This is a genomic window from Kribbella sp. C-35 (assembly GCF_046549195.1).
GTDB lineage: Bacteria > Actinomycetota > Actinomycetes > Propionibacteriales > Kribbellaceae > Kribbella.
In genome coordinates this window covers 2,045,999-2,065,657 of record NZ_JAJPWG010000001.1, presented here as the reverse complement: position 1 = coordinate 2,065,657, position 19,659 = coordinate 2,045,999, and the positions used below count along the sequence as shown (strand labels likewise).

Sequence of the window (19,659 nt, the reverse complement as noted above, 5' to 3'; positions counted from 1 at the left end):
CGAGTGTCGACGGCGGCGGGGCGGAGCGGCTCAGTAGAGGACCGGGTTGAGCGGGGAGGAGATGGTCTCGCCGGGCTGGTTGCCGGGCATCCAGCTGGCCAGGTCGAGCACCTGGTTCGCGTTCGCCGGCGGCGAGATCTCCATCGCGGCGTCGACGTAGATCACCGTCATCACCCGGCGCGGGATGTCGGTGGTGTTCGGCGGCGCGTGATGGAACGTCCAGCCGAGGTGGTAGCTGACCTCACCGAGCTCGTACGGCTCGGAGATCTCCGGGAAGTTCTGCTCGGCCAGCGCGTCCTGCAGCACCCGCTCCGACTCGTCACTGATCGGCAGGTCCCGCCCGTGCTCGAACGTGTGACTGCCGGCCGCGAACGACAGCGGCCCCATCTCCATCGGGGTCTCCTGCAGCGGGATCCAGATCGTCACGCACCGATCGGTCGCGAACGGCCAGTAGTACTGGTCCGCGTGCCACGGGGTGACGCCGCCGCCGGACTCCTTGTAGAGCGCCTGGTCGTGGTACAGCCGCACCGACTGCACGCCGAGCAACTGCGCCGCGATCCGCGCGAGCCGCGGCGACGACACGAACTCCAGCACCTGCTCGCTGTCCTGCCAGAGGTTCGTGACCTGCAGGAACGCCTTACCGTACGTGTCGCGCTCGTCCAGCGGCTGTTCCTGCGTGTTCAGCTCGATCACCTTGCCGGTGATCTCCGGCTCGTACTCCGCGATCGTCTCCTCACTCAGCACGTTCTTCAGCTTCACGAACCCGTGCTGCTTGAAGTGTGCGATATCGGACCGACCGAGGGCGTAGTCGGTCTCGAGCTCCGGGCGGGTCAGAGTCATGGGACCCAAGAGTTCATGAACGTTTCATCGCTGTAAAGATCAGTGATCAAATCTTTGCCCACCATGCACGTGCACCTGCATCCCCCACATAGCGGTCAGGCCCGTAAGCCGAAACGCTCCAACGCTTGGAGAATCAGCTCCTGCGTCCGGGACCCGCCGGCACCATGACCTTCCCGGTCGACCAGATGCAGTTCGGCGTCCGGCCAGGCCTGAGCCATCCGCCAGGCGATGTCAGGCGGGCCGCTGATGTCGAGCTTGCCATGGATCAGCACTCCGGGGATCCCGTTGAGCCTCCACGCCTCCCGCACGAGGACGTCCTCTTGCAGCCAGGCCGCGTGGGCCCAGTAGTGCGTCACGAGTCGCGCGAAGCGCAGCCGGAAGAGAGGGTCGTCGTACGCCGAGTCCGGCCTCCAGTCGGGGTGCGTGCGGACATGGGTGTCCTCCCAGTCGCACCAGTCGCGTGCGGCCTTCTCGCGGACGGCTGGGTCTGGGTCGTGCAGAAGGCGGCTGTACGCCAGCGCGAGATTCCCGTCCCGTTGGTCTTCCGGTACGCCGTCCCGGAACCGCGCCCATTCCGCGGGGAAGATCCGGCCCATGTCGCGGGTGACCCACTCGACTTCGCGGCGGGAGGTGTTCGTGACGCTGAACAGGACGACCTCGGAGATCGCCTCCGGGTGCTGCTCGGCGTACGCGAGCCCGAGCGTCGCGCCCCAGGACGCGCCAAGGAGCAGCCACTTCTCGACACCGAATGTGCGTCGGAGCTGCTCGAAGTCGGCGATCAGGTGGGCGGTCGTGTTGGTACTCAGATCGACGGTCGGCTCGGCGGCATCCGGCGTACTGCGGCCGCAGTTGCGCTGGTCGACGAGAACCATCTTGTATCTGGTGGGATCGAAGTACCTGCGCCACGAGGCGCCGGCGCCGGATCCCGGCCCGCCGTGGATGACGAGCGCAGGCTTGCCCTTCGGGTTGCCACAGGTTTCCCAGTAGATGTGGTGTCCGTCGCCGACATCGAGCATGCCGTGGTCGTAGGGCTCGATGTCCGGATGCATCTACAGGACTCCGGTGTAGGTGAGGGCGAAGGTGGTGCAGGGGAGGAGGAAGAGGGTGGCGAGGGTGATGATGGCTTTGAAGGATTGGTGGGGGCCGATGAGTTTGCGGTAGGCCGCGACCAGGACCGGGACCATGACTAGCTCGAGGCGCAGCATGCTGCGGGGGATGATGGTGTTGGTGGCGGCGAGGATTACGGACAGGGCGGCTGCTGCGATCCAGGCGGCGTACCCGATCAGGTACGTCGTGCGTGCGCCGAAGCGGACTGCGATGGTCTGGTAGCCGGCGGCTCGATCCGCTTCCAGGTCGGCGAGGGTGGTGGGGAGGTAGAGGCCGATCGCGGCGAGGGTTCCCTGCAGGCCCATCAGCCACGGGAAGTCGCTGAGGTCCGGGTTGATCGCGGCCCACCCGGCCAGCGGGCCGAAGGCGCCCAGAGCGAGGGCGTTGACCGCGACGTCGAAGCCGGCGCGGGTCTTCAACCGCACTGGTGGGACGGAGTACGCGTAGCCGAGGAGTACGGCGAGCAGGACGCCCAGCGCGAACACGATCCCGACGTGCAGGCTCAATCCGACCGCCGCCACGGCCGCCGCGAAGGCCAGCCGCTTCGCCGCTCGGAGCGTGATCCGCCCGTCGAGCAGCGGCGACTTGGCCTTCCGCGGGTTGAGCCGATCGCTCGGCAGGTCGTACGCGTCGTTGACCGCTAGCACCGCTAGCCAAACCAACGGACCCATCACGACCGCCCCGACGATCAGCCGCGGCCACTCCTCGACGGGCGGGATCAGCCGATGCGTCGCGAGCAGAATCCCCGTGTAGTAAGGCACGATCGACACCACCCAGAACGCCGGGCGACCGATCGCGACGACGTCCCGTACCCGGGCCGCCGGCCCTCGAACCTGCACCACCGTGCTCACATCACCACTGTCCACCTCCGCGGTACATCGCGTCCTCCCTCCGCCGAGTGAACCTGCTCACCCGCCCGGTTGGATGTGAGCCACGGAACCCTTCTCCAGCGCGACCCACACCGACGTGTCGGCGTACAGGCCGTGTGGTTCGGCCCCGTCCCCGAACGCGACCTGATGAGTGATGTTGCCCTTGGCATCGACGTGAACCACCTCAGCGCTTGCCCACAAGGTGAGCCAGCAACCACCATCAGCTGTCGCCGCCGCGGCATGCGGCTTGGAGTCGGCCGGAAGGGCGAACTCGAAGATCGACCCGTCGGCGCTGATCCGGCCAGCCTTACTCGCGAGCAGTTCGGTGAACCAGACGCCATCCAGCCCCGCGCTGATGCCGACCGGACCCGCGGCAGGTGTGGGCAGGGGATAGGTGGTGACTTCGCCGCCAGTGGTCATCCGGCCGATCGCATTGGCCTGGTTGAGCGTGAACCACAGGTCGCCTTCGTACGTCGTGATCATCCCCGGAAACGCGCCCGCCGTACCGATCGGGTACGTCGACACCTCGCCGTCCACTGTGATCCGCCCGATCGCGTCGATGCTCATCAACGTGCACCACAAGGCGCCGTCGGGACCGACGCACAGGCCGTACGGAGCGCCCGCAAGCTCGATCGCCGACACCGCACCGTCGTACCGGATCCGTCCGATCCGGTCGTCGCCGTTGCGCGTAAACCACACGGCGTCGTCAGGACCTTCAACGATCACGCTCGGGCGCGACTCGGGCGCGTCGAGGTCGAACACCCGGCCCGAGACGGTCGCGACGCGGCCGGTGTGGACGAGCGTCGTCCACACCTCACCGCCTGCCGCGACCACGCCGTACGGCGCGCCATCGACCGTGAATTCACTGACTGACATAGGAGTTCTCCTCAAGGTCGATGACGGTCCCGCGCCAGCGGGAGACGAAGCGGCGGTCGTGGCTGACCACGACGAGCGCGCCGGCGTACCGGTCGAGCGCCGCCTCCAGTTCCTCCACCAGCACGAGGGACAAGTGGTTGGTCGGCTCGTCCAGCAGCAGTACGTCGTACGGCGTGGTCAGCACTCGTGCCAACGCGAGCCGGCGGCGTTGCCCGGTCGACAATGCGCCGACCCGCGTCTGCAACTGGTCCTGTCGGAACAGTCCCAGTGCCGCCGCGCCGGGTTGCCGTGCGAGTGCCTCGCGCAACGTTTCGTCCGGTCGCGCCTCGGTCACCTCCTGCTGCAGGTAGCCGATCCGTCCGTGGCGATCGACGTACCCGGAGTCCGGCGGGAGCGCCCCGGCCAGAACGTCGAGGAGTGTCGACTTGCCGGCGCCGTTCGGTCCGGTGATCAGGACACGACCACCAGCGGGTACGTCGAGCGATGTCGGCAGCAGCCGGTCCGCGACCGTGACGCCGACTGCATCCAGCCCGGCCGGAGCGCCGGTCGTGCGGATCGACGCCTTGAACCGGAGCGGCTTCGCCGGCACCGGCGGCGGGTCTTCCTCCAGGCGGCGCAGGCGTTCCTTGGCGTTGCGGATCTTGCTCCGCTCCGCCTCGTTGACGCGACCCGTCGCCCGGTCGTAGGCGGGCTTGTTGTTGTCCTTCATCGGTCGCCCGTACGCGACCCGATCGGCAGTCGTCCGGACGAGGACGCGCATCTCCGCGACCTCGTCCTCCCACTGCTGCCGGGCCTGTTCGAGTCGCGCCCGCTCGGCCGCCTTCTCGTGCAGGTAGCCGTGGAAGCCGTTGCCGTACCGCGTGATCCGGTGCGTATCGCCGTCGACCTCGAACAGCGTCGACGCGACCCGCTCCAGGAACGCACGGTCGTGCGAGACGACAACCGTCGTACCGCGCCGAGATCGCAGGTGGTCCTCCAGCCAAGTGGCGGCCGACACGTCCAAGTGGTTGGTCGGCTCGTCGAGCAGCAGCACCTCCGGCGACGACGCGAGTACGGCGGCCAGGTGCAACCGCGCCAACTCGCCACCGGACAGCTCCGACAACCGGCGATCACCGGGCAGTGTGGACAGTCCGAGGCCGTACGTCGCGCGGGCGAACCGCGCGTCCGCGTCGTATCCCTCGCGAATCTCGAAGACGGTCTGGAGTTCGCCGTACTCGCCCAGGACGTCAACCCGTCCCTCGGCGAGCAAGCCTTCCAGCGAACGCATCCGCGCCTCGATCCGGCGCAGGTCGGCGAGCGCATGATCGGCCAGCGCCTGTACGTCGAGGTCGAGCGGCAACGGGTTGTCCTGCGCCAGGAAGCCGACGCTCCCAGCGGCCTGAGCCGTGCCGTCCGTGGCCGGCTCGAGACCGGCCAGGATCCGCAGCAGCGTCGACTTGCCGGAGCCGTTCTCGCCGATCAGGCCGCTGACCTGCCCGGGCGGGAAGGCGCAGGTGATCTGGTCGAGCACCGGGCGGTGGTCGTAGGACTTGGTGACGTCGTGCAGGGACAGCTGTGTAGACATGAGGATCCTCCTGACCTCTCGCGGGTTCGTGGTTGGCGAACGGCGGGTCAGAAGATCACTGGCTACTCCCTAAATGCGACGAACGTTGCGTTAGGATGATGCCATGATCGCTGAGGTTCGCGCAAGTAGGCCGGGAGGACGGACGGCCCGAGTGCGTTCCGACGTGCTCGCGGCGGTGGAGTCCGAGCTGGCCGAGCACGGGTACGACGGGCTCACGATCGACGCGGTCGCGGCGCGTTCCGGCGTACACCGGACGACGCTGTACCGACGCTGGAAGACCGTGCCCGGCCTGCTGGTCGACCTGCTCGAAGCCGGTGCCGACGACTCGTGGGAGCCGGCCGACACGGGTTCGCTCGAAGGAGATCTGATCGCCGTCAACCGCGAGGTCCACGCCGCGCTGACCGCCCGATCATCCATCACCCAGGCGGTGATCGCAGCCTCTTTTCGTACGGCGGATGCCGCCGACGCACTCACCCGCTTCTGGGAGGACCGCTACGCGCGCACAGCTCTCGTGATCGACCGGGCGATCGCGCGAGGCGAACTCCCGGCCGGCACGGATCCGCATCCGATCCTGTTGACGGCGACCGCGCCGCTCTATCACCAGCTGGTCCTGCTCCGGCAGCCGATGTCGCGATCCCAGGCCGATCACTATGCGCGGGTCGCGGCGGGACGCTAATTGCTTTGCGGCGCCGATCCGCCCCGCCATACGGTGATAGCCCCGGCCGATTGGGAGATCCGATGAGCATCAACCTCTATGCGCTGTCGATCGACGCGAAGGATCCCGCCGGGCTGGCGCGGTTCTGGGCCGGCCTTCTCGGGTGGGGGCAGGCCGACGGGAACGAGTTGCTCCCCGACGCCAAGACCGGGTTCCGGATGCGGTTCCTGCAGAGCGACGTCGAGAAGGATCGCCCGAACCAGATCCACTTCCACCTGACCAGCGAGACGCCCGAGCAACAGCAGGAGACGGTGGCGCGGGCCGTCGAGCTCGGCGGCCGGCATCTCGACGTCGGGCAGCTGCCGGAGGAAGGACATATCGTCCTCGCGGATCCGGAAGGCAACGAGCTCTGTGTGATCGAGGCGGGGAACAAGTTCCTCGCGGACACCGCGTTCCTCGGCGAGCTGGCCTCGGACGGCACCCGGGCGGTCGGGTACTTCTGGAGCAAGGTGCTCGACTACCCACTGGTCTGGGACCAGGACGAGGAGACCGCGATCCAGGCGCCGTCCGGCGGACCGAAGATCGCCTGGGGCGGAGGGCCCGTCAGCCCGAAGCCGCCGAAGAACCGGATGCACTTCGACCTGGTCGTACCCGCCGACGGTGACGTCGACGCCGAGGTCGAGCGGCTGATCGCGCTCGGTGCGACTCGGCTGGAGAGCGGTCAGGAGGGCGCGGACGCGATCCCGATGGCCGACCTGGACGGCAACGAGTTCTGCATCCTCACTACTCCGCGAGGGTGAGGTCACCTCCGACTAGGGTCGTCACCGAGGCACTGGTTCAAGGAGGCGTTGGTGACTGGTCGGTTGGCGAACGAGGTTGTGCTGGTGACGGGTGCCGCCCGCGGGATCGGGCGGGCCGTCGCGGTCAAGGCGGCGGAAGAAGGCGCAGCGGTCGCGCTCGTCGACATCCTGACCGACGAACTGACCGCGACGACCGCGGAACTGGCCGAGTCCGGCGCGACGGTGGCCGCGGCCGTCGGCGACATCACCGATGAGGTGTCGGTCCGGCAGGCGGTCGGCAAGCTGACCGACGACCTCGGCCAGCAGATCACCGTGCTGGTGAACAACGCCGGCAAGAACTCGTACGCGGACCCGGCGAAGATGTCCGTGTCCGAGTGGGACGACGTGTTCGACGTCGACCTGAAGGGCGCGTTCCTGATGTCCCGCCAGGTCCTGCAGCCGATGATCGACGCCCGGCACGGCTCGATCGTCAACATCGCCTCGATCCACTCGAAGCTGACCACGGCCGGCATGTTCCCGTACGCCGCCGCGAAGTCCGGGCTGGTCGGGATGACCCGGTCGCTCGCCCTCGACGTCGCGCAGTACGACGTCCGGGTGAACGCGGTCAGCCCCGGCTACATCTCCACCGACCTGCTCGAGGAGTTCTTCGACACCATCCCCGGCGAACGCGAGAAGGCACTCGGCGTCCACCCGCTCGGCCGGATCGGTACGCCGGAGAACGTTGCCGAGGTGGTCTGCTTCCTCGCCTCCGAAGCCGCCGCCTTCGTCACCGGCGCCAACTGGGCCGTCGACGGCGGCCTCGGCGTCCGCTGCGCCTGACGGGATCTCGGCGCTGATCCGGGCGGGCAGCGATCAGCTCGGCGGGCCCGGGTTGTAGGCGCAGGCCGAGGTCAGGTCGCCGGTTTTGTCGGGTTTGATCGTGGTGCGCGGCTGGACCGCGGCGGACGGCGGCGCCGTGGTGGTCTTGCGCGGCGCAGTCGTCGTACGGCGGACCGGGTTGAGCGCCTTGGCCACGATCTCGCGCATGCCGGCGTAGTTCGGGTTGCGGCCGGTCGGGAAGTTCTTCTGCTTGTCGAGGTCGACGTTGGTGATCTTCGCCGTCTTCACCCGCGCTCCCAAGGTGGCGAACGCGCCCAGCTGGTTCCGCGGGATGTCGGTGCGGATCAGCTGCTCGCCGGCCTTCGCGATCGCGTCGTAGTTCGTCAGCACGTTCTGCGGGGTGGCGCGCTCGACGATCGCCTTGATCGTGCAGCGCTGCCGGGCCTGGCGGGCGAGGTCCGCGGTCGGGACCTTGTACCGGCCGCGCGCGAACCACAGCGCGTCGGTGCCGTTCAGCTGCCGGTTCGGGCCGGGCTCGAGGTACCGGCTCGGCGGGATCTTCTTGTCGTCGTTGCCGCCGACCGGGACCGGGTAGTTGATGTTCACCGTGATCCCGCCGAGCGCCTCGACCAGTTGCGCGAACCCGGCCAGGTTGATCTGCACGTAGTAGTGGATCTGCAGCCCCAGCGCCTCGCCGACGGACACCTTGAGGACATCCGCGCCCTCGTTGTCCGAGGGGCCGAGGATGCCGGGATGCAGCTTCGGGATGTTGCGGTACATGGCGTCCAGGTAGAACTCCGACTGTTCCTTGTCGCCGTTCGGGTCCCAGAATCCGGTCGGGTAGATCTTGTGCAGCGGCGAGTTCTCCGGGAACGGCATCCGCATGAAGTTCCGGGTCAGCGAGATCAGCGAGGTGTTGCCGGTCTTGGTGTCGATGCTCGCGACCATCACGGTGTCGGTCCGCGTGTCCTGGCGGCCTGCGCCGTCGTCCGCGCCGAGCAGCAGGATGTTCAGCCGCGGCAGCTGCTCCCAGATGTCCTTCTTCGGGGTGATCGTCGGCCGCGTCTGGCTCTTCGACTCATCACCCCCGAAGACCTTCGTCACCAGGTCCCGCTGCGCCATCAACGTCTGCGCCCCGGTCGCCGTACTCACCGTCATCGCGAAGCAGATCACGCCGATCACCAGCGCCCCGAGCATCCGGGATCCCGGCCCGGTGGTCAGCGGCCGGAGCATCTTGTACGACGTGACCAGGACGACGACCCACACGAGCGCGACCACGGCGAGGCCGACGATCATCCAGTTCAGCACCGACGGATTCAGCGCCCACGAGATCACCGAGTCCCGTTTCCGCAGCCCGACGTACGCCGCGCCGCCGTACAGCGCGAGGCTCAGCACGATCAGCGTCGAGCCGAGCTTGATCCGGCGAGCGGCGAGGTACGCCGTACCGGGGAGCAGCACGCCCAGTACCGCGATCGTCAGTGCGGCGAAGGCGGACCGCCGTCGTGGGCTCAGCCGACGTGCGCGGGTACCGCGCGTCGCTCTGCTCGGGGCCATGACTCCTACGATTCACTGACGCGGCAAAAAGTTGGCATGATCGACCAAGTGACCGACATTCAGGTACGACGAGCCAAGCCCGATGACGCGGAGTCCTTGGTCCGTTTACGCGGGTTGATGCTCGCCGCGATGGGCAACGACATCGGCGGACTGGACGCCCCGTGGCGGACGACCGCACTCGAGTGGTTCACCGGACAGTTGGCCTCCCCGGACACGTTCGCGGCGTACGTCGTCGACGACCCGAGCGCCGGCGTGGTGGCGGGCGCGGCCGGCAACGTGTCCGTGCACGCGCCGGGCCCGCACGACCTGACCACGGTTCGCGGTCACCTGTTCAACGTCAGCACCGAGCCGGACTTCCGGCGGCGCGGTCTCGCGCGAGCCTGCGTGGTCGCGTTGATGGACTGGTTCCGCGACGAGACTGGCGTCGGCCAGGTCGAACTGCACGCGACCGACTACGGCATCGACCTCTACCGTGGGCTCGGGTTCACCGAGGCGAAGTTCCCGACCCTGCGCTTCCGGACCACCAAGGCCTAGCAACTGCTCGGTCCGTTGACCGAGAAGGGTTTCGGGGCACAGTGGCAAGAAGGAGTGAGGACACGCCCGCCTGGGCGTGCTGTGAGGAGCTCACCGGATGCGCCGCTGGACTGTTGCCGTCGCGATCGCCGTTGTGATCGCGGGCGGGGTGCTGTTACCTGCCAGCCCGTTCGGCCGGCACGGGTCCCCGGGGCGTGGCGTCGTACCGGCCTCGGTTCAGTCGGACCAGCCTGCGCAGGCGGCGCAGCCGGTGGAATCGCCGGCACGGTCCGTGGTTTCGCAGCGGCCTCCGGAGGCGATCTCGTACCCGGTGGCCGGGACGCGGTCGTACGCCGTACTGCCCGGGGATCCCGCGGTGATCGGGCGGGCGGGGAAGCTGATGCGGTTCCAGATCGCGATCGAGGGCGGGATCACCGGCGTCGACCGCGGCGGGTTCGCGCGGTCCGTGCGGGCGACGTACGGCGGGGCGCAGGGGTGGGCGTCGCACGGGCTGTGGCGGTTCCAGCAGGTCGGGCCGGGGACGAGTCCCGACTTCACGTTGCTGCTGGTCACGCCCGCGACGCGGGACCTGATCTGCGGCGCGGCGCCGGACCGGTACACGAGCTGCCGGATCGGGAACCGGGTCGTGCTGAACGTGGCGCGGTGGGCGCACGGCGCACCGAATTATCAGGCGTCGCTGACGACGTACCGGCAGTACATGGTCAACCACGAGACCGGCCACCGGCTCGGCCGCGGCCACGAGCTGTGCCCGGGCCCCGGCCAACCGGCACCGGTCATGCAACAACAAACCCTCGGCCTGCACGGCTGCACCGCGTACGCGTGGCCGTACCTGAACGGCGCCCGCTACACGGGTCGCCTAGGTCAGTACGACGATCCGATCCCTCACAACTGAATGATCGACAGCACGTTCCCCGCCGGATCCTTGAACCAGGCAATCAACGGCCCCGGACCGCGGTTGATCCCGAGCTCGTCCTGCTCGTCGGTGTACTTCTCGAACACGATGCCCTGCGCGGTCAGCTCCCGCACCGTCGCCTCGACATCGTCGACCGGGAAGTTGAGCACGGTGTACTCCGCCGGCACGTGATTGTCCTTCGGGTACACGAGAACCGTGTTCCCACCCGCGGTTCGCAGGTACAACAACCCGTTCTCTTCGCCGACGTCGATCCCCAGCGTCGCGCCGTAGAACTCCTTCGCCCGCGGCACGTCGTCCACCGAGAACCCACTGAACGCCTTGCTGTCCTTCAACATCTGATGCCCTCCTGGCTCGTCCGACACCAGCTACGTCGAGACCGTCGCCAGCATTTCGACACTAGTTATGGACGACCTGGGGGAGGGTGGGGTTGACGGCGGCGGCGACCGAGGCGGATTCGAGGCCGTCGGCGACGGTGTGCAGGAGGCGGACCAGGTGGGCGGCGTCGGTCGGGCCGAGGATGCCGGTGACGACATCGAGGACCCGGACGGTGAGGCCGTCGAGCTGGGAGAGGCGGGCCTGACCCATCCCTGTGACGGTCAGGTCGGGCGTGGTCCGGACCATGCCGAGCGCTTCCAGGTCGGCGATCGCCAGCTCCGCCTCGCCGGCCGTGATGCCGACCTGCTTCGCGACCTCGGGCGCCGACGTGCGGCCGTTCGCGATCGCGCTCAGCACCAGTGCGGCAGGCATCTTGATCCCGATCGCTTCCTGCAGACCCAGGATCAGCGGGTGCGCGTGACCACGCACGCGTTCCACCGCGTCGAGCAGCCGGAGTGCGTCACCGACGTCACTGATCAGGTGCTCGGTCTGGACGGCCGCGATCCCCGTCGGACCTGGTCGCACGGGGGACGGTACGACGCCGCCGATGACCCGCTCGGGCACCACGAGGGCATTCGCCACGACCGGCTTGTCCTCGGATCCCCTCTCTGTGGATCCGTTGGTGAGCGGCCTGATACCAGCGTCTTCGATGGTCACGTCTCCCAGCGTACGGAGCCGTTCCGACAGCTTCGGCGTGTCTTTCCTGAGGAATCCCTGTGAATCTCACGACATCGGTGACTTACGCTCCGGGCATGCAGAAACGAGTACTGGTGATCGGTGGCGGCGGAGGCGGGATCGGGCGGGCGACGACTGACGCCTTCGGCAACGAAGGGGCCGCGGTGGTGGTCGCGGACCTCGATCCGCACCGTGCCGCGGAAGCCGCGGAGGCGGTGCGAGCAGCCGGCGGTACGGCGTACCCGATCTCCGGTGACGTCCGCTCGGCGACCGACATCGAGGCGATGGTCGCGGGCGCGGTCGAGAGACTCGGCGGACTCGACGTACTCGTCACCGTGGTCGGCGGGCAGGTCGCGTTCGTGCCCGCGGTGAAGCTGCACGAGATGGCCGACGAGGACTGGGACACGATCTACGAGGTCAACCTCCGGTACGTCGCCCGCGCCGTCCGGGCCGCGCTCCGCGTCTTCCTCGGCCAGGGCACCAGCGGCGCGATCGTGAGCGTCGGATCCGTCACCGGGTTCATGGCCGCGCCCGAGCAGGCGGCGTACGGCGTGATGAAGGCCGGCCTGCTCAGCCTGGCGCGCACGGTCGCCGCCGAGTATGCGCGGGACGGGATCCGGATGAACGTCGCCGCGGCCGGCGCGATCGCGACCGCCGTCGCCAACGAGGTGGTCTCCGCCGATGTCGTCGAGGAGATCCCGGTCGGCCGGTTCGGTCGTTCGGAAGAGGTGGCCCAGGCGGTGGTCTACCTGGCGTCCGACGCGGCGTCGTACATCACCGGACAGCAGCTCGTGCTGGACGGCGGCGTCTCCGTGCGCGGGCCGTTCGGGTAATCGAACAGATTGTCGAAAGAATTGGATCCTGGCGGGTCCGAAAAAGTTTTGGCGGTCGGCCAGAAAATCCGAATCCGGGCGTGACCTCGGCTCGCCGTCCTCCGTTGGAAGTGACGTGACGGTGAACACAACACGGCGCACCGACACCGCGCTCGCCCGCGTTTTCCAGGCCGTCCACCCTCGAAGTATCAGCCAGGAGGACCAGTGACAACCGCCACCGCCACCCAGACCATTTCGCGTCGTCGCGTGCGTGTCTGGTTCGGTGAGCACGTGATCGCCGACTACAACGCCGAGCCGGCGTTGGCCGAGCGGTACGCAGACGCCATGAGCCGTCGGTTCGCGGGTCTTCGGGTCACCAACGACCCGATGCCCAACGTCGACAAGCTCCCCGACCCCCTGCCCGGCGAGCGTATGTGGGACGTAGCACCCCGCTGAGAAAATGAACCTCCGGTTCCTTTTCGCGTTCCGTACTCACCAGACAACCCACGCGGAACGTGGCCAGGTCGAGTCGCCTCACCTCGACCACCAAAGGAACCGGTGATTGGGCGGCAAGCGAGTGCGGGCGTTCTGCCCCTCGCTTGCCGCCATTTTCTCCCCTGTAATGCGCCTGACAAACAAACCTCGTTCGCACCGGATCCCCCAGCTCCGGTGCGAACGTTTTTCATTTCTGCGCGTAGTACTCCGGTTTCATCTGGATGAGCTGCACGTAATTGCCGTCCGGGTCGATCAGCGTCGCGAACCAGCCGATCCCGCGGTCCTCCGGGTGCACCAGCCAGTCGACGTCGAGCGTCCGCAGGTGCGCGGCCGCCGCCTCGATGTCGTCGACGGCGAAGTTCACGATGTGCCGCCCCGGTTCGGCGTTCTTGACCGCGACGTCGTCGCGCTGCTCGATCACCAGCCCGAATCCGCCGAGGTCCAGGTTCCCGTGCCCGTCGACCTCCGCCCGGAACCCGTCCCGGTACCACGCCTTCAATCGCTCCGCGTCCGCGCTGCCGAGCAGCATGCTGTTGAGAATCACGATCTTTCCTCTCCGCTGACACTGACCTCGGTACGTCGGAACAGGTGCCCGGCTCTCGACATGACCTGGTCGGCTCGGATGATGAACAGATGAAGTTCACCGCCGAACTGCTGTCCACCGGCAAGAACACCGCAGGCTTCGAGGTGCCCGACACGGTCGTGGAGTCGCTCGGTGGCGGCGGCCGTCCGAAGGTGAGCGTCACGGTCAACGGGTACACGTTCCGTACGTCGATCGCGCGGATGGGCGGACGGTACCTGCTCGGGTTCAGCGCGGACCGACGTACCGAGGCCGGCGTCACGCCCGGCGACGTACTGGAGGTCGACGTCGAACTCGACACAGCTCCCCGCGAACTCGACATCCCCGAACCGCTGGCGACCGCCCTCGCCGCAGACCCAGAGGCCAAAGCGTTCTGGGACACCCTCAGCTACAGCAACCGCCAGTGGCACACGCTCCAGGTGACGTCAGCCAAAATCGAAGCCACCCGAACCCGCCGCATCGAGAAATCAATCGCCGCCCTCCACGAGGGCCGCGCCCGCTGAAGTCAGCAGTACGAGCGGCAACCGTGGTCCACGCCGTACGCCCGGCGGCCCGCAGCGACCAACGCCACGGGGGACAACTGCCCACCGTCATGCCAACTGTTCAGGAACTGCTGCGGCGCAACCGCCCCACGCCGAATCCACCACATGTCGGGCCCAGTCGGCCAACTGATCCCGAAGTGCAGGTGTGGCGGTGTCCCTCGGGCGCTTCCCGTCTTCCCTGTCTTTCCTAGAAGCTGCCCCGCCCGCACCTGCACACCTGGCGCGATCCCGGGTTGGATCGCCGACAAGTGCGAGCCGTAGTACCGAACCCCATCCACCCCCACCACCGAAACCGACAGCCCACCCCGGTCAGCACCGCGGTTCGTCTTCGGATCCCACGAGTCAACCCGCGTCACCTCGTCCACCCGCCCATCAACCGGCGCAACAAACAAACACCCAACCCGCGCAAAGATGTCCGACGCCGGATAGTCATGGTGACTTTGTGAGGCGTCCGCTCGGCAACCACCCACGGGAAACACATACCGCCGCACGACCACAGCCCGCGACGGACTGCTCGCAACCGCCGGAGCACTCGGTCGCGTCGCCAAGGCCGGCGTTTCTGGTGGTGGCGTAGATCGCGGCGTGCTTGAGGTTGCGGTGGACAGTTGTCCGCGGTCGAAGACGCCCGCCGCCGACAAACCGAACAGCCCAGCGCCGCCGGCGATCACCACCGCTGGCAGCAGGACAACCCAAGCTCGTCGCGTCACAGGTACCACCATGGTTGCCAGCCGCGGCGGAGTACACCGTCTCGCACGGCGCGCCGTTCCCGGTTCTGTTCATTCGGTGCACATCTCTTGGTCATGGGGGAACGCGATGATCGCGGCGAAATCCGTCAGGAGAGGACTGTTGATGGGGCACTCGCATTCGCACTCGCATGGTCACGGGCACGGGCACTCGCACAGTCATGGGGATGGGCACCATGAGCCGAATGTCGAGTTGGATCAGGGGACGTTAGCTGCGTTGGACGTCTCGGTGCCGGACAGTGACCTGTCGCCGGCGGAGGTTTCGCGGCGGGGGTTGTTGCGGTCGGCCGGGATTCTCGGGGGTACGGCGGCGCTCGCCGTGACGGGGGCGCAGTTCGCGGCGGCGACGGCGCCCAAGGACGGGTGGATCTTCCGGCACGGCAATCGGCCCAACGTGTGGCTGGCCGGCGATCACCACATCCATACGCAGTTGAGCTCCGACGGCTTGTATCGCGTCATCGATCAGGCTCGCCACGCGACGGCGTACGGGCTGGACTGGCTTGTCATCACGGACCACGGTGGCGCGACGCATGCGCGGATCGGTGTCGACCTGGTCAACCCGCAGATCAAGGCGGCTCGCGCCGAACTGCGCGACACGCTGATCTTCCAGGGGCTGGAGTGGAACATCCCGGCCGCCGAGCACGGCACGGTGTTCGTGGCGCCGGGCAGCCGCGAGGTCGAGGTACTGAAGCAGTTCGAGAACGGGTACGACGGCAGCGTGAACAACGCGGGTGCGAACTCGCCGGCCAACGAGGCGCTCGCGGTGTCCGGTATCCAGTGGCTCGGTCAGCAGGTCGACAAGCGCCGGGTCGCGGACGCGCTGTTCCTCGCCAACCACCCGGCCCGCAACGGCATCGACAGCCCGCACGAGATCCGCAACTGGCGGGACGCCGACCCGCGGATCGCGATCGGCTTCGAGGGTGCGCCCGGTCACCAGGCGGGCGGCCTCCCGAAGGGCATCGGCGCCGGCAACGCCCGCGGTATCTACGGCAACGCCCCGAACCCGAACTCGTTCCCCGGCTACCCGGCCGAGAGCTACCGCACCTGGGGCGGCTTCGACTGGATGACCGCGACCGTCGGCGGCCTGTGGGACAGCCTGCTCGCCGAGGGCAAGCCGTGGTGGATCACCGCGAACTCCGACTCGCACGTGAACTGGAACGAGACGTCCCGCCGCCCGGACGGCTCGTCGCAGGAGCAGTTCGACCGCGACGGCCGGTACATGGACCCGGTCTACGGCAACACGGTCAACTCGACCGCGAGCGACTTCTGGCCGGGCTTCTACAGCCGCACCCACGTCGGCGCCGACCGCCGCGACTACCTCGCGGTGATGGAGGGCCTGCGCCACGGCCGCGTCTGGGTCGACCACGGTGCACTGGTGAAGGGCGTCGAGGTCGAGGTCCGCGAGGTCGGCAAGCGGTACGGCGAACCGCTCGGCGGCGCGTTGATCGTGCAGAAGGGCCGCGCGATCGAACTCGTCGTACGGATCACCACGCAGACCCTGCCGAACTGGGCGAACTTCGTGCCGGCGCTCAACCGCGTCGACGTGATCCGGGGCTCGGTCACCGGACCGGTCGGCGAAAAGGACACGATGACCGCGCCGAACACCAAGGTCGTCAAGCAGTGGGACACCGCGGGCAAGCGCGGGACGTTCGAGCTCGTGTATCCGCTCGGTCGCGCCGAGGAAGCGCAGTACGTGCGGGTCCGCGGCACCGACGGCAACCGGAGCCAGCCCGGGTACCTGGGCGCGGCGGTCGACCCCGCCGGCCCCAAGCTCGACGTGGTCGGCGACGCGGATCCGTGGGTCGACCTGTGGTTCTACACCAACCCGATCTGGGTGCTGCCGAAGTGATCGTCGCGGTCGACGCCGACAGCTTGGACACGGCCGCGGCAGATCACCTGGTCTACGCCCTCGTCGATGCTGTCGACCAGCCGGTCGTCGCCCTCACCCACATGGTGTCGGGCGACGACCGTCCGCATGTCGCGGTATCCCTCACGAGTACGGCGGACCTCGCGGAACCGATCCGCGCGATGGTTGCCGACCGCAACGTCGGGCTCGCGGTCACGCGACCCGGCGCGTCCGAACCGGAGCTGGCCGGGCCGAGCCGCCTGGTCCGCGGCGCGTACGTCGCGGCGGTCGAGGCAGCCCTCGGTACGGCGGGACGCGTGGTCCGCTGGCCCGGTCACGAGCAGGCGCACGGCGTACTGCCCGCCGCCGAACTCCGCGTCCGCTGCGGGATCGACCACCTGGAAGCCATCGGCGGCGTCCCGATCGCGGACGACACCTTGATCGACACCCTCGACTTCCTCCGCCCTCTCCGCCGCGACGGCCGCCTGATCCTCCAGGTCCAACCGTCCGCAGGCGACCTCCTCATCCCCTTCGAACTCCAGCACCAACAGAAGTGCTGCTCCGACCACTAGTTCCCGCTGAAATCGTTCAGCGTGAGCTTGTCGCGGGTCGTGCCGCAGCCGAGACAGCGCTCGTAGCGCTGACCTTCCTCGTTGTGCTCGGTCTTCCACGTGTGCAGGTGGAGCCGACACCGAAGCGGCTTCTTCATCCTTCGACGGTAGGCCGGTCGGCCCGCCGCCAACAGTCGTCAGCGGTCGGCGTTCCAGGCGGACGAGTTCTCGAGTACGTCGGGTAGCTCGCCGACCACTCCTAGGCGTTGGGTGCAGCGGGTCAGGGCGACGTACAGGTCGCGGAGGCCGCGAGGGGATTCGATGACGATGCCGTCCGGGTCGACGACCAGGACGGAGTCGAACTCGAGGCCGTTGGCTTCGCGGGCGGTGAGGACCGTGACGCCGGTGAGTCCGTCGACGGCCTCCTGGATCAGCTCGAGCCGGCTGCGGGACGTGATCACATCGACCTCGCCGTACGCCGTCTCCTCGGCCGCCATCTTGTAGACGTACAAGGCCTGTTCGGCTGCCGGTACGTCGACGTGCCACGGTTGCACGCCCGTGGAGCGGACCGATTGCGGCGCCCGCGCCGACGGGTCGACCTCGCGCAGTACGGCGTGCGCGAGCTCCATCACTTCGGCCGGAGTGCGGTAGTTCAATGTCAGCTCCGCCAGCCGCCAACGATCGCCGAACGTCTCGCCGAGCGCGGACGACCACGACGTACCGCCGCCGATCGAGCTCGTCTGCGCCACGTCTCCGACCACCGTCATCGACCGCAGCGGGCACCGCCGCGCGATCGCCCGCCACGCCATCGGCGACAGCTCCTGCGCCTCGTCGACGATCACGTGACCGTACGTCCACCGCCGGTCCGCGGCCGCGCGATCCGCGAGCGTCCGGTCGTCGTCCGCCTCGTACCGCTCGGCGAACGCCTCGGCGTCGAGAATGTCCTTGGCCGTCAGGATTTCCGCCTCGTCGTCCTCGTCGAAGTCGGTCGACCCCGAACCGGAGAGCACGTCCAAAGCCCCTTGTGCATAAGCGATCGCGCGCGCCCGGGCGGCCCGCTCCCGCGCGGCCTCGGACCCGTCGTCACCGAGCAGCTCCGCCGCCTCGTCCAGCAGCGGTACGTCGGACTGACTCCAGTCGTCGCCGTACCGCAGCAGGTGTTCGCGATCCAGCGCGGACAACTGCGGTGCCGCGGACGCGAGCCGGTCCTCGTCGCCGTACAGACCCTCCAGCAACCGCTGCGGGCTGAGTAACGGCCAGAGCTGCTCGAGCAACGCCTGTACGGCGGGCTCGGCGAGCACCTCGCTGCGCAGTTCGGCGAGGTCGTACTCGTCGAGCAACTGCTCCCCGTCGAGCGGGTCGGTGCCGATCAGTTCGGCGTACTGATTGGTGAGGTGGTCCGTGATCTCGTTCAGGACGAAGGGCCGCGCCTGATTATGAGTCAGGTTGCGGTTACGGACTCGTGCGTGGACTGTCTCGCACACGGAAGGGTCGAGGGTGAGCTCGGTGCGTTCGACGGTCACGCGGACCGGGCCGTCCGGGATCCACTGCCGATCGGTGACCGCCTTCGCGATCACGTCGGCCATCACCGTCCGGCCCTTCACCTCGGCGCTCTCCGGAGACTCCGGGCGGGTCGCGTGCACGCCCGGGAACAGCTCGGAGATCGTGACCAGCCGTACGCCGTCCTCACCGAGTGACGGAAGTACCTGGCCGATGAACCGCAGGAACGCCGCATTCGGTCCGACAACGAGAATTCCGCGCTTTTCCAGCTGTTCACGATGCGTGTACAACAGAAATGCCGCGCGGTGCAGTGCGATTGCCGTCTTTCCGGTGCCCGGGCCGCCTTGGACGACCAGGATTCCGGGCAGTTCGGAGCGGATGATCCGGTCCTGATCGGCCTGGATCGTCTGCACGATCGACTCCATCCGGCCGGTCCGGCGAGCCTCCAGCGCCTTCATCAGCACGGCCTCGCCGATCACGCCGGTGCCCGGCTTGGACGCGTCGGCGGCCTCCCGTCCGAGATCGAGCTGCTCGTCCTGGACGTCGACCACGCGCCGTAGCCGGGTCTGGATGTGCCGGCGGCGGACGACGTCGTGGTTGGCCACCGCGGTCGCGATGTAGAACGGCCGCGCCGCCGGTGCACGCCAGTCCACCAGCAGGGGTTCGTAGTCGTCGTCGTGCAGACCGATCCGGCCGAGGTGCAGGATCTCGCCGTCGGCGGCGTCCAGGCGGCCGAAGTAGAGGCCCTCCTCGGCGGCGTTCAGCCGGGCCTGCCGGAGCTTGAGGTCACGGATCCGCCCGTCGCGCTGGTGCAGGGCCTGGGCGTTGCGGGTATGGACCAGCTGCTCGTCGTCGGCGCGTGCGTCGGTGCGCTCCCGCTCGGCGTCCAGCGCAGCGTAGAACGTGATCAGGTTGGCCTGTTCGGTGTCGACTGGATTCGGCAATTCCTGTCCCTTGTGTTAAAATCCGTGCCGTTGGTACAAGCCGCATTTGTGGAATTCTCCCGGCG

22 protein-coding genes are annotated in these 19,659 nt (G+C 68.2%); 10 read left to right on the top strand and 12 right to left on the bottom strand.

What is annotated here, in order from left to right:
• Positions 1 to 30: 30 nt before the first annotated feature.
• The 5 genes from ACLJOO_RS10485 to ACLJOO_RS10465 all read right to left on the bottom strand — a co-directional run bounded on the left by ACLJOO_RS10485 (position 31) and on the right by ACLJOO_RS10465 (position 5,256).
• Positions 31 to 840: a phytanoyl-CoA dioxygenase family protein gene (locus tag ACLJOO_RS10485; RefSeq protein WP_410786685.1), complete on the bottom strand. Its 810-nt coding sequence runs from the start codon at positions 838 to 840 to the stop codon at positions 31 to 33.
• A 95-nt stretch (positions 841 to 935) separates the two neighbouring features.
• Positions 936 to 1,889: a prolyl aminopeptidase gene (gene pip / locus ACLJOO_RS10480; RefSeq protein ID WP_410786684.1), complete on the bottom strand. Its 954-nt coding sequence runs from the start codon at positions 1,887 to 1,889 to the stop codon at positions 936 to 938.
• Positions 1,890 to 2,798: a UbiA prenyltransferase family protein gene (locus tag ACLJOO_RS10475; protein ID WP_410786683.1), complete on the bottom strand. Its 909-nt coding sequence runs from the start codon at positions 2,796 to 2,798 to the stop codon at positions 1,890 to 1,892.
• A gap of 57 nt (positions 2,799 to 2,855) precedes the next feature.
• Positions 2,856 to 3,692, bottom strand: a complete 837-nt coding sequence (locus tag ACLJOO_RS10470) for a virginiamycin B lyase (protein WP_410786682.1) — start codon at positions 3,690 to 3,692, stop codon at positions 2,856 to 2,858.
• Positions 3,679 to 5,256 carry an ABC-F family ATP-binding cassette domain-containing protein gene (locus ACLJOO_RS10465; protein WP_410786681.1) on the bottom strand — a complete coding sequence of 526 codons (1,578 nt, stop codon included), beginning with the start codon at positions 5,254 to 5,256 and terminating at the stop codon, positions 3,679 to 3,681. Before ACLJOO_RS10465 ends, ACLJOO_RS10470 begins: the two co-directional genes overlap by 14 nt.
• Before the next feature lie 103 nt (positions 5,257 to 5,359).
• On the opposite strand from ACLJOO_RS10465, the gene ACLJOO_RS10460 reads away from it, so the two are divergent.
• The 3 genes from ACLJOO_RS10460 (at position 5,360) to ACLJOO_RS10450 (ending at position 7,530) form a co-directional block, all read left to right on the top strand.
• On the top strand, positions 5,360 to 5,932 hold the full coding sequence (locus tag ACLJOO_RS10460; protein ID WP_410786680.1) for a TetR/AcrR family transcriptional regulator: 573 nt from the start codon (positions 5,360 to 5,362) through the stop codon (positions 5,930 to 5,932).
• Between the two features lie 62 nt (positions 5,933 to 5,994).
• Complete coding sequence (locus ACLJOO_RS10455; protein WP_410786679.1) at positions 5,995 to 6,711, top strand: VOC family protein; 717 nt, start codon at positions 5,995 to 5,997, stop codon at positions 6,709 to 6,711.
• Positions 6,712 to 6,762: 51 nt separating this feature from the next.
• Positions 6,763 to 7,530, top strand: coding sequence for an SDR family NAD(P)-dependent oxidoreductase (locus ACLJOO_RS10450; RefSeq protein ID WP_410786678.1), 768 nt, complete (start codon positions 6,763 to 6,765; stop codon positions 7,528 to 7,530).
• Between the two features lie 33 nt (positions 7,531 to 7,563).
• Here the strand turns inward: ACLJOO_RS10450 and ACLJOO_RS10445 are convergent, their stop codons facing one another.
• Positions 7,564 to 9,084: an LCP family protein gene (locus ACLJOO_RS10445; RefSeq protein ID WP_410786677.1), complete on the bottom strand. Its 1,521-nt coding sequence runs from the start codon at positions 9,082 to 9,084 to the stop codon at positions 7,564 to 7,566.
• A 48-nt stretch (positions 9,085 to 9,132) separates the two neighbouring features.
• On the opposite strand from ACLJOO_RS10445, the gene ACLJOO_RS10440 reads away from it, so the two are divergent.
• A complete protein-coding gene (locus ACLJOO_RS10440) occupies positions 9,133 to 9,618 on the top strand; it encodes a GNAT family N-acetyltransferase (RefSeq protein ID WP_410786676.1) in 486 nt (161 codons plus the stop codon).
• Between the two features lie 97 nt (positions 9,619 to 9,715).
• Complete coding sequence (locus tag ACLJOO_RS10435; RefSeq protein ID WP_410786675.1) at positions 9,716 to 10,510, top strand: DUF3152 domain-containing protein; 795 nt, start codon at positions 9,716 to 9,718, stop codon at positions 10,508 to 10,510.
• On the opposite strand, the gene ACLJOO_RS10430 is transcribed toward ACLJOO_RS10435, so the two are convergent.
• Together ACLJOO_RS10430 and ACLJOO_RS10425 are read right to left on the bottom strand one after the other, a co-directional pair.
• Positions 10,501 to 10,866: a VOC family protein gene (locus ACLJOO_RS10430; RefSeq protein ID WP_410786674.1), complete on the bottom strand. Its 366-nt coding sequence runs from the start codon at positions 10,864 to 10,866 to the stop codon at positions 10,501 to 10,503. The genes ACLJOO_RS10435 and ACLJOO_RS10430 overlap by 10 nt on opposite strands.
• A 61-nt stretch (positions 10,867 to 10,927) precedes the next feature.
• On the bottom strand, positions 10,928 to 11,563 hold the full coding sequence (locus ACLJOO_RS10425) for a MarR family transcriptional regulator (protein ID WP_410786673.1): 636 nt from the start codon (positions 11,561 to 11,563) through the stop codon (positions 10,928 to 10,930).
• 95 nt (positions 11,564 to 11,658) lie between these two features.
• Between ACLJOO_RS10425 and ACLJOO_RS10420 the strand changes: the two genes are divergently transcribed.
• Positions 11,659 to 12,414 (top strand): SDR family NAD(P)-dependent oxidoreductase, encoded by a 756-nt coding sequence (locus ACLJOO_RS10420; protein ID WP_410786672.1) that lies wholly within the window; start codon positions 11,659 to 11,661, stop codon positions 12,412 to 12,414.
• Positions 12,415 to 12,660: 246 nt separating this feature from the next.
• Entirely contained in the window at positions 12,661 to 12,849 is a 189-nt protein-coding gene (locus tag ACLJOO_RS10415; protein WP_410786671.1) for a hypothetical protein, read from the top strand.
• 226 nt (positions 12,850 to 13,075) lie between these two features.
• On the opposite strand, the gene ACLJOO_RS10410 is transcribed toward ACLJOO_RS10415, so the two are convergent.
• The gene (locus tag ACLJOO_RS10410) at positions 13,076 to 13,432 is read right to left on the bottom strand and encodes a VOC family protein (protein ID WP_410786670.1); all 357 of its coding nucleotides are present in this window, start codon (positions 13,430 to 13,432) and stop codon (positions 13,076 to 13,078) included.
• An 89-nt stretch (positions 13,433 to 13,521) separates the two neighbouring features.
• Between ACLJOO_RS10410 and ACLJOO_RS10405 the strand changes: the two genes are divergently transcribed.
• Positions 13,522 to 13,971, top strand: coding sequence for a YdeI/OmpD-associated family protein (locus tag ACLJOO_RS10405; protein WP_410786669.1), 450 nt, complete (start codon positions 13,522 to 13,524; stop codon positions 13,969 to 13,971).
• Between the two features lie 2 nt (positions 13,972 to 13,973).
• Here the strand turns inward: ACLJOO_RS10405 and ACLJOO_RS10400 are convergent, their stop codons facing one another.
• Positions 13,974 to 14,729 (bottom strand): M23 family metallopeptidase, encoded by a 756-nt coding sequence (locus ACLJOO_RS10400; RefSeq protein ID WP_410786668.1) that lies wholly within the window; start codon positions 14,727 to 14,729, stop codon positions 13,974 to 13,976.
• Positions 14,730 to 14,982: 253 nt separating this feature from the next.
• Between ACLJOO_RS10400 and ACLJOO_RS10395 the strand changes: the two genes are divergently transcribed.
• Both ACLJOO_RS10395 and ACLJOO_RS10390 read left to right on the top strand, forming a co-directional pair.
• Positions 14,983 to 16,602 (top strand): histidinol-phosphatase, encoded by a 1,620-nt coding sequence (locus tag ACLJOO_RS10395; RefSeq protein WP_410786667.1) that lies wholly within the window; start codon positions 14,983 to 14,985, stop codon positions 16,600 to 16,602.
• A complete protein-coding gene (locus tag ACLJOO_RS10390; protein WP_410786666.1) occupies positions 16,599 to 17,171 on the top strand; it encodes a hypothetical protein in 573 nt (190 codons plus the stop codon). Before ACLJOO_RS10395 ends, ACLJOO_RS10390 begins: the two co-directional genes overlap by 4 nt.
• Here the strand turns inward: ACLJOO_RS10390 and ACLJOO_RS10385 are convergent.
• Together ACLJOO_RS10385 and ACLJOO_RS10380 are read right to left on the bottom strand one after the other, a co-directional pair.
• Positions 17,168 to 17,308, bottom strand: coding sequence for a hypothetical protein (locus ACLJOO_RS10385; RefSeq protein ID WP_410786665.1), 141 nt, complete (start codon positions 17,306 to 17,308; stop codon positions 17,168 to 17,170). The genes ACLJOO_RS10390 and ACLJOO_RS10385 overlap by 4 nt on opposite strands.
• A 39-nt stretch (positions 17,309 to 17,347) precedes the next feature.
• Positions 17,348 to 19,594, bottom strand: coding sequence for a HelD family protein (locus tag ACLJOO_RS10380; protein ID WP_410786664.1), 2,247 nt, complete (start codon positions 19,592 to 19,594; stop codon positions 17,348 to 17,350).
• Positions 19,595 to 19,659 lie beyond the last annotated feature (65 nt).

Bases quoted from the DNA above. Each gene is read 5' to 3' on its own strand.
- ACLJOO_RS10485 (WP_410786685.1), bottom strand. From the start codon at position 840: ATGACTCTGACCCGCCCGGAGCTCGAGACCGACTACGCCCTCGGTCGG.
- pip (WP_410786684.1), bottom strand. From the start codon at position 1,889: ATGCATCCGGACATCGAGCCCTACGACCACGGCATGCTCGATGTCGGC.
- ACLJOO_RS10470 (WP_410786682.1), bottom strand. From the start codon at position 3,692: ATGTCAGTCAGTGAATTCACGGTCGATGGCGCGCCGTACGGCGTGGTC.
- ACLJOO_RS10465 (WP_410786681.1), bottom strand. From the start codon at position 5,256: ATGTCTACACAGCTGTCCCTGCACGACGTCACCAAGTCCTACGACCAC.
- ACLJOO_RS10460 (WP_410786680.1), top strand. From the start codon at position 5,360: ATGATCGCTGAGGTTCGCGCAAGTAGGCCGGGAGGACGGACGGCCCGA.
- ACLJOO_RS10455 (WP_410786679.1), top strand. From the start codon at position 5,995: ATGAGCATCAACCTCTATGCGCTGTCGATCGACGCGAAGGATCCCGCC.
- ACLJOO_RS10445 (WP_410786677.1), bottom strand. From the start codon at position 9,084: ATGGCCCCGAGCAGAGCGACGCGCGGTACCCGCGCACGTCGGCTGAGC.
- ACLJOO_RS10435 (WP_410786675.1), top strand. From the start codon at position 9,716: ATGCGCCGCTGGACTGTTGCCGTCGCGATCGCCGTTGTGATCGCGGGC.
- ACLJOO_RS10430 (WP_410786674.1), bottom strand. From the start codon at position 10,866: ATGTTGAAGGACAGCAAGGCGTTCAGTGGGTTCTCGGTGGACGACGTG.
- ACLJOO_RS10420 (WP_410786672.1), top strand. From the start codon at position 11,659: ATGCAGAAACGAGTACTGGTGATCGGTGGCGGCGGAGGCGGGATCGGG.
- ACLJOO_RS10405 (WP_410786669.1), top strand. From the start codon at position 13,522: ATGAAGTTCACCGCCGAACTGCTGTCCACCGGCAAGAACACCGCAGGC.
- ACLJOO_RS10400 (WP_410786668.1), bottom strand. From the start codon at position 14,729: ATGGTGGTACCTGTGACGCGACGAGCTTGGGTTGTCCTGCTGCCAGCG.
- ACLJOO_RS10385 (WP_410786665.1), bottom strand. From the start codon at position 17,308: ATGAAGAAGCCGCTTCGGTGTCGGCTCCACCTGCACACGTGGAAGACC.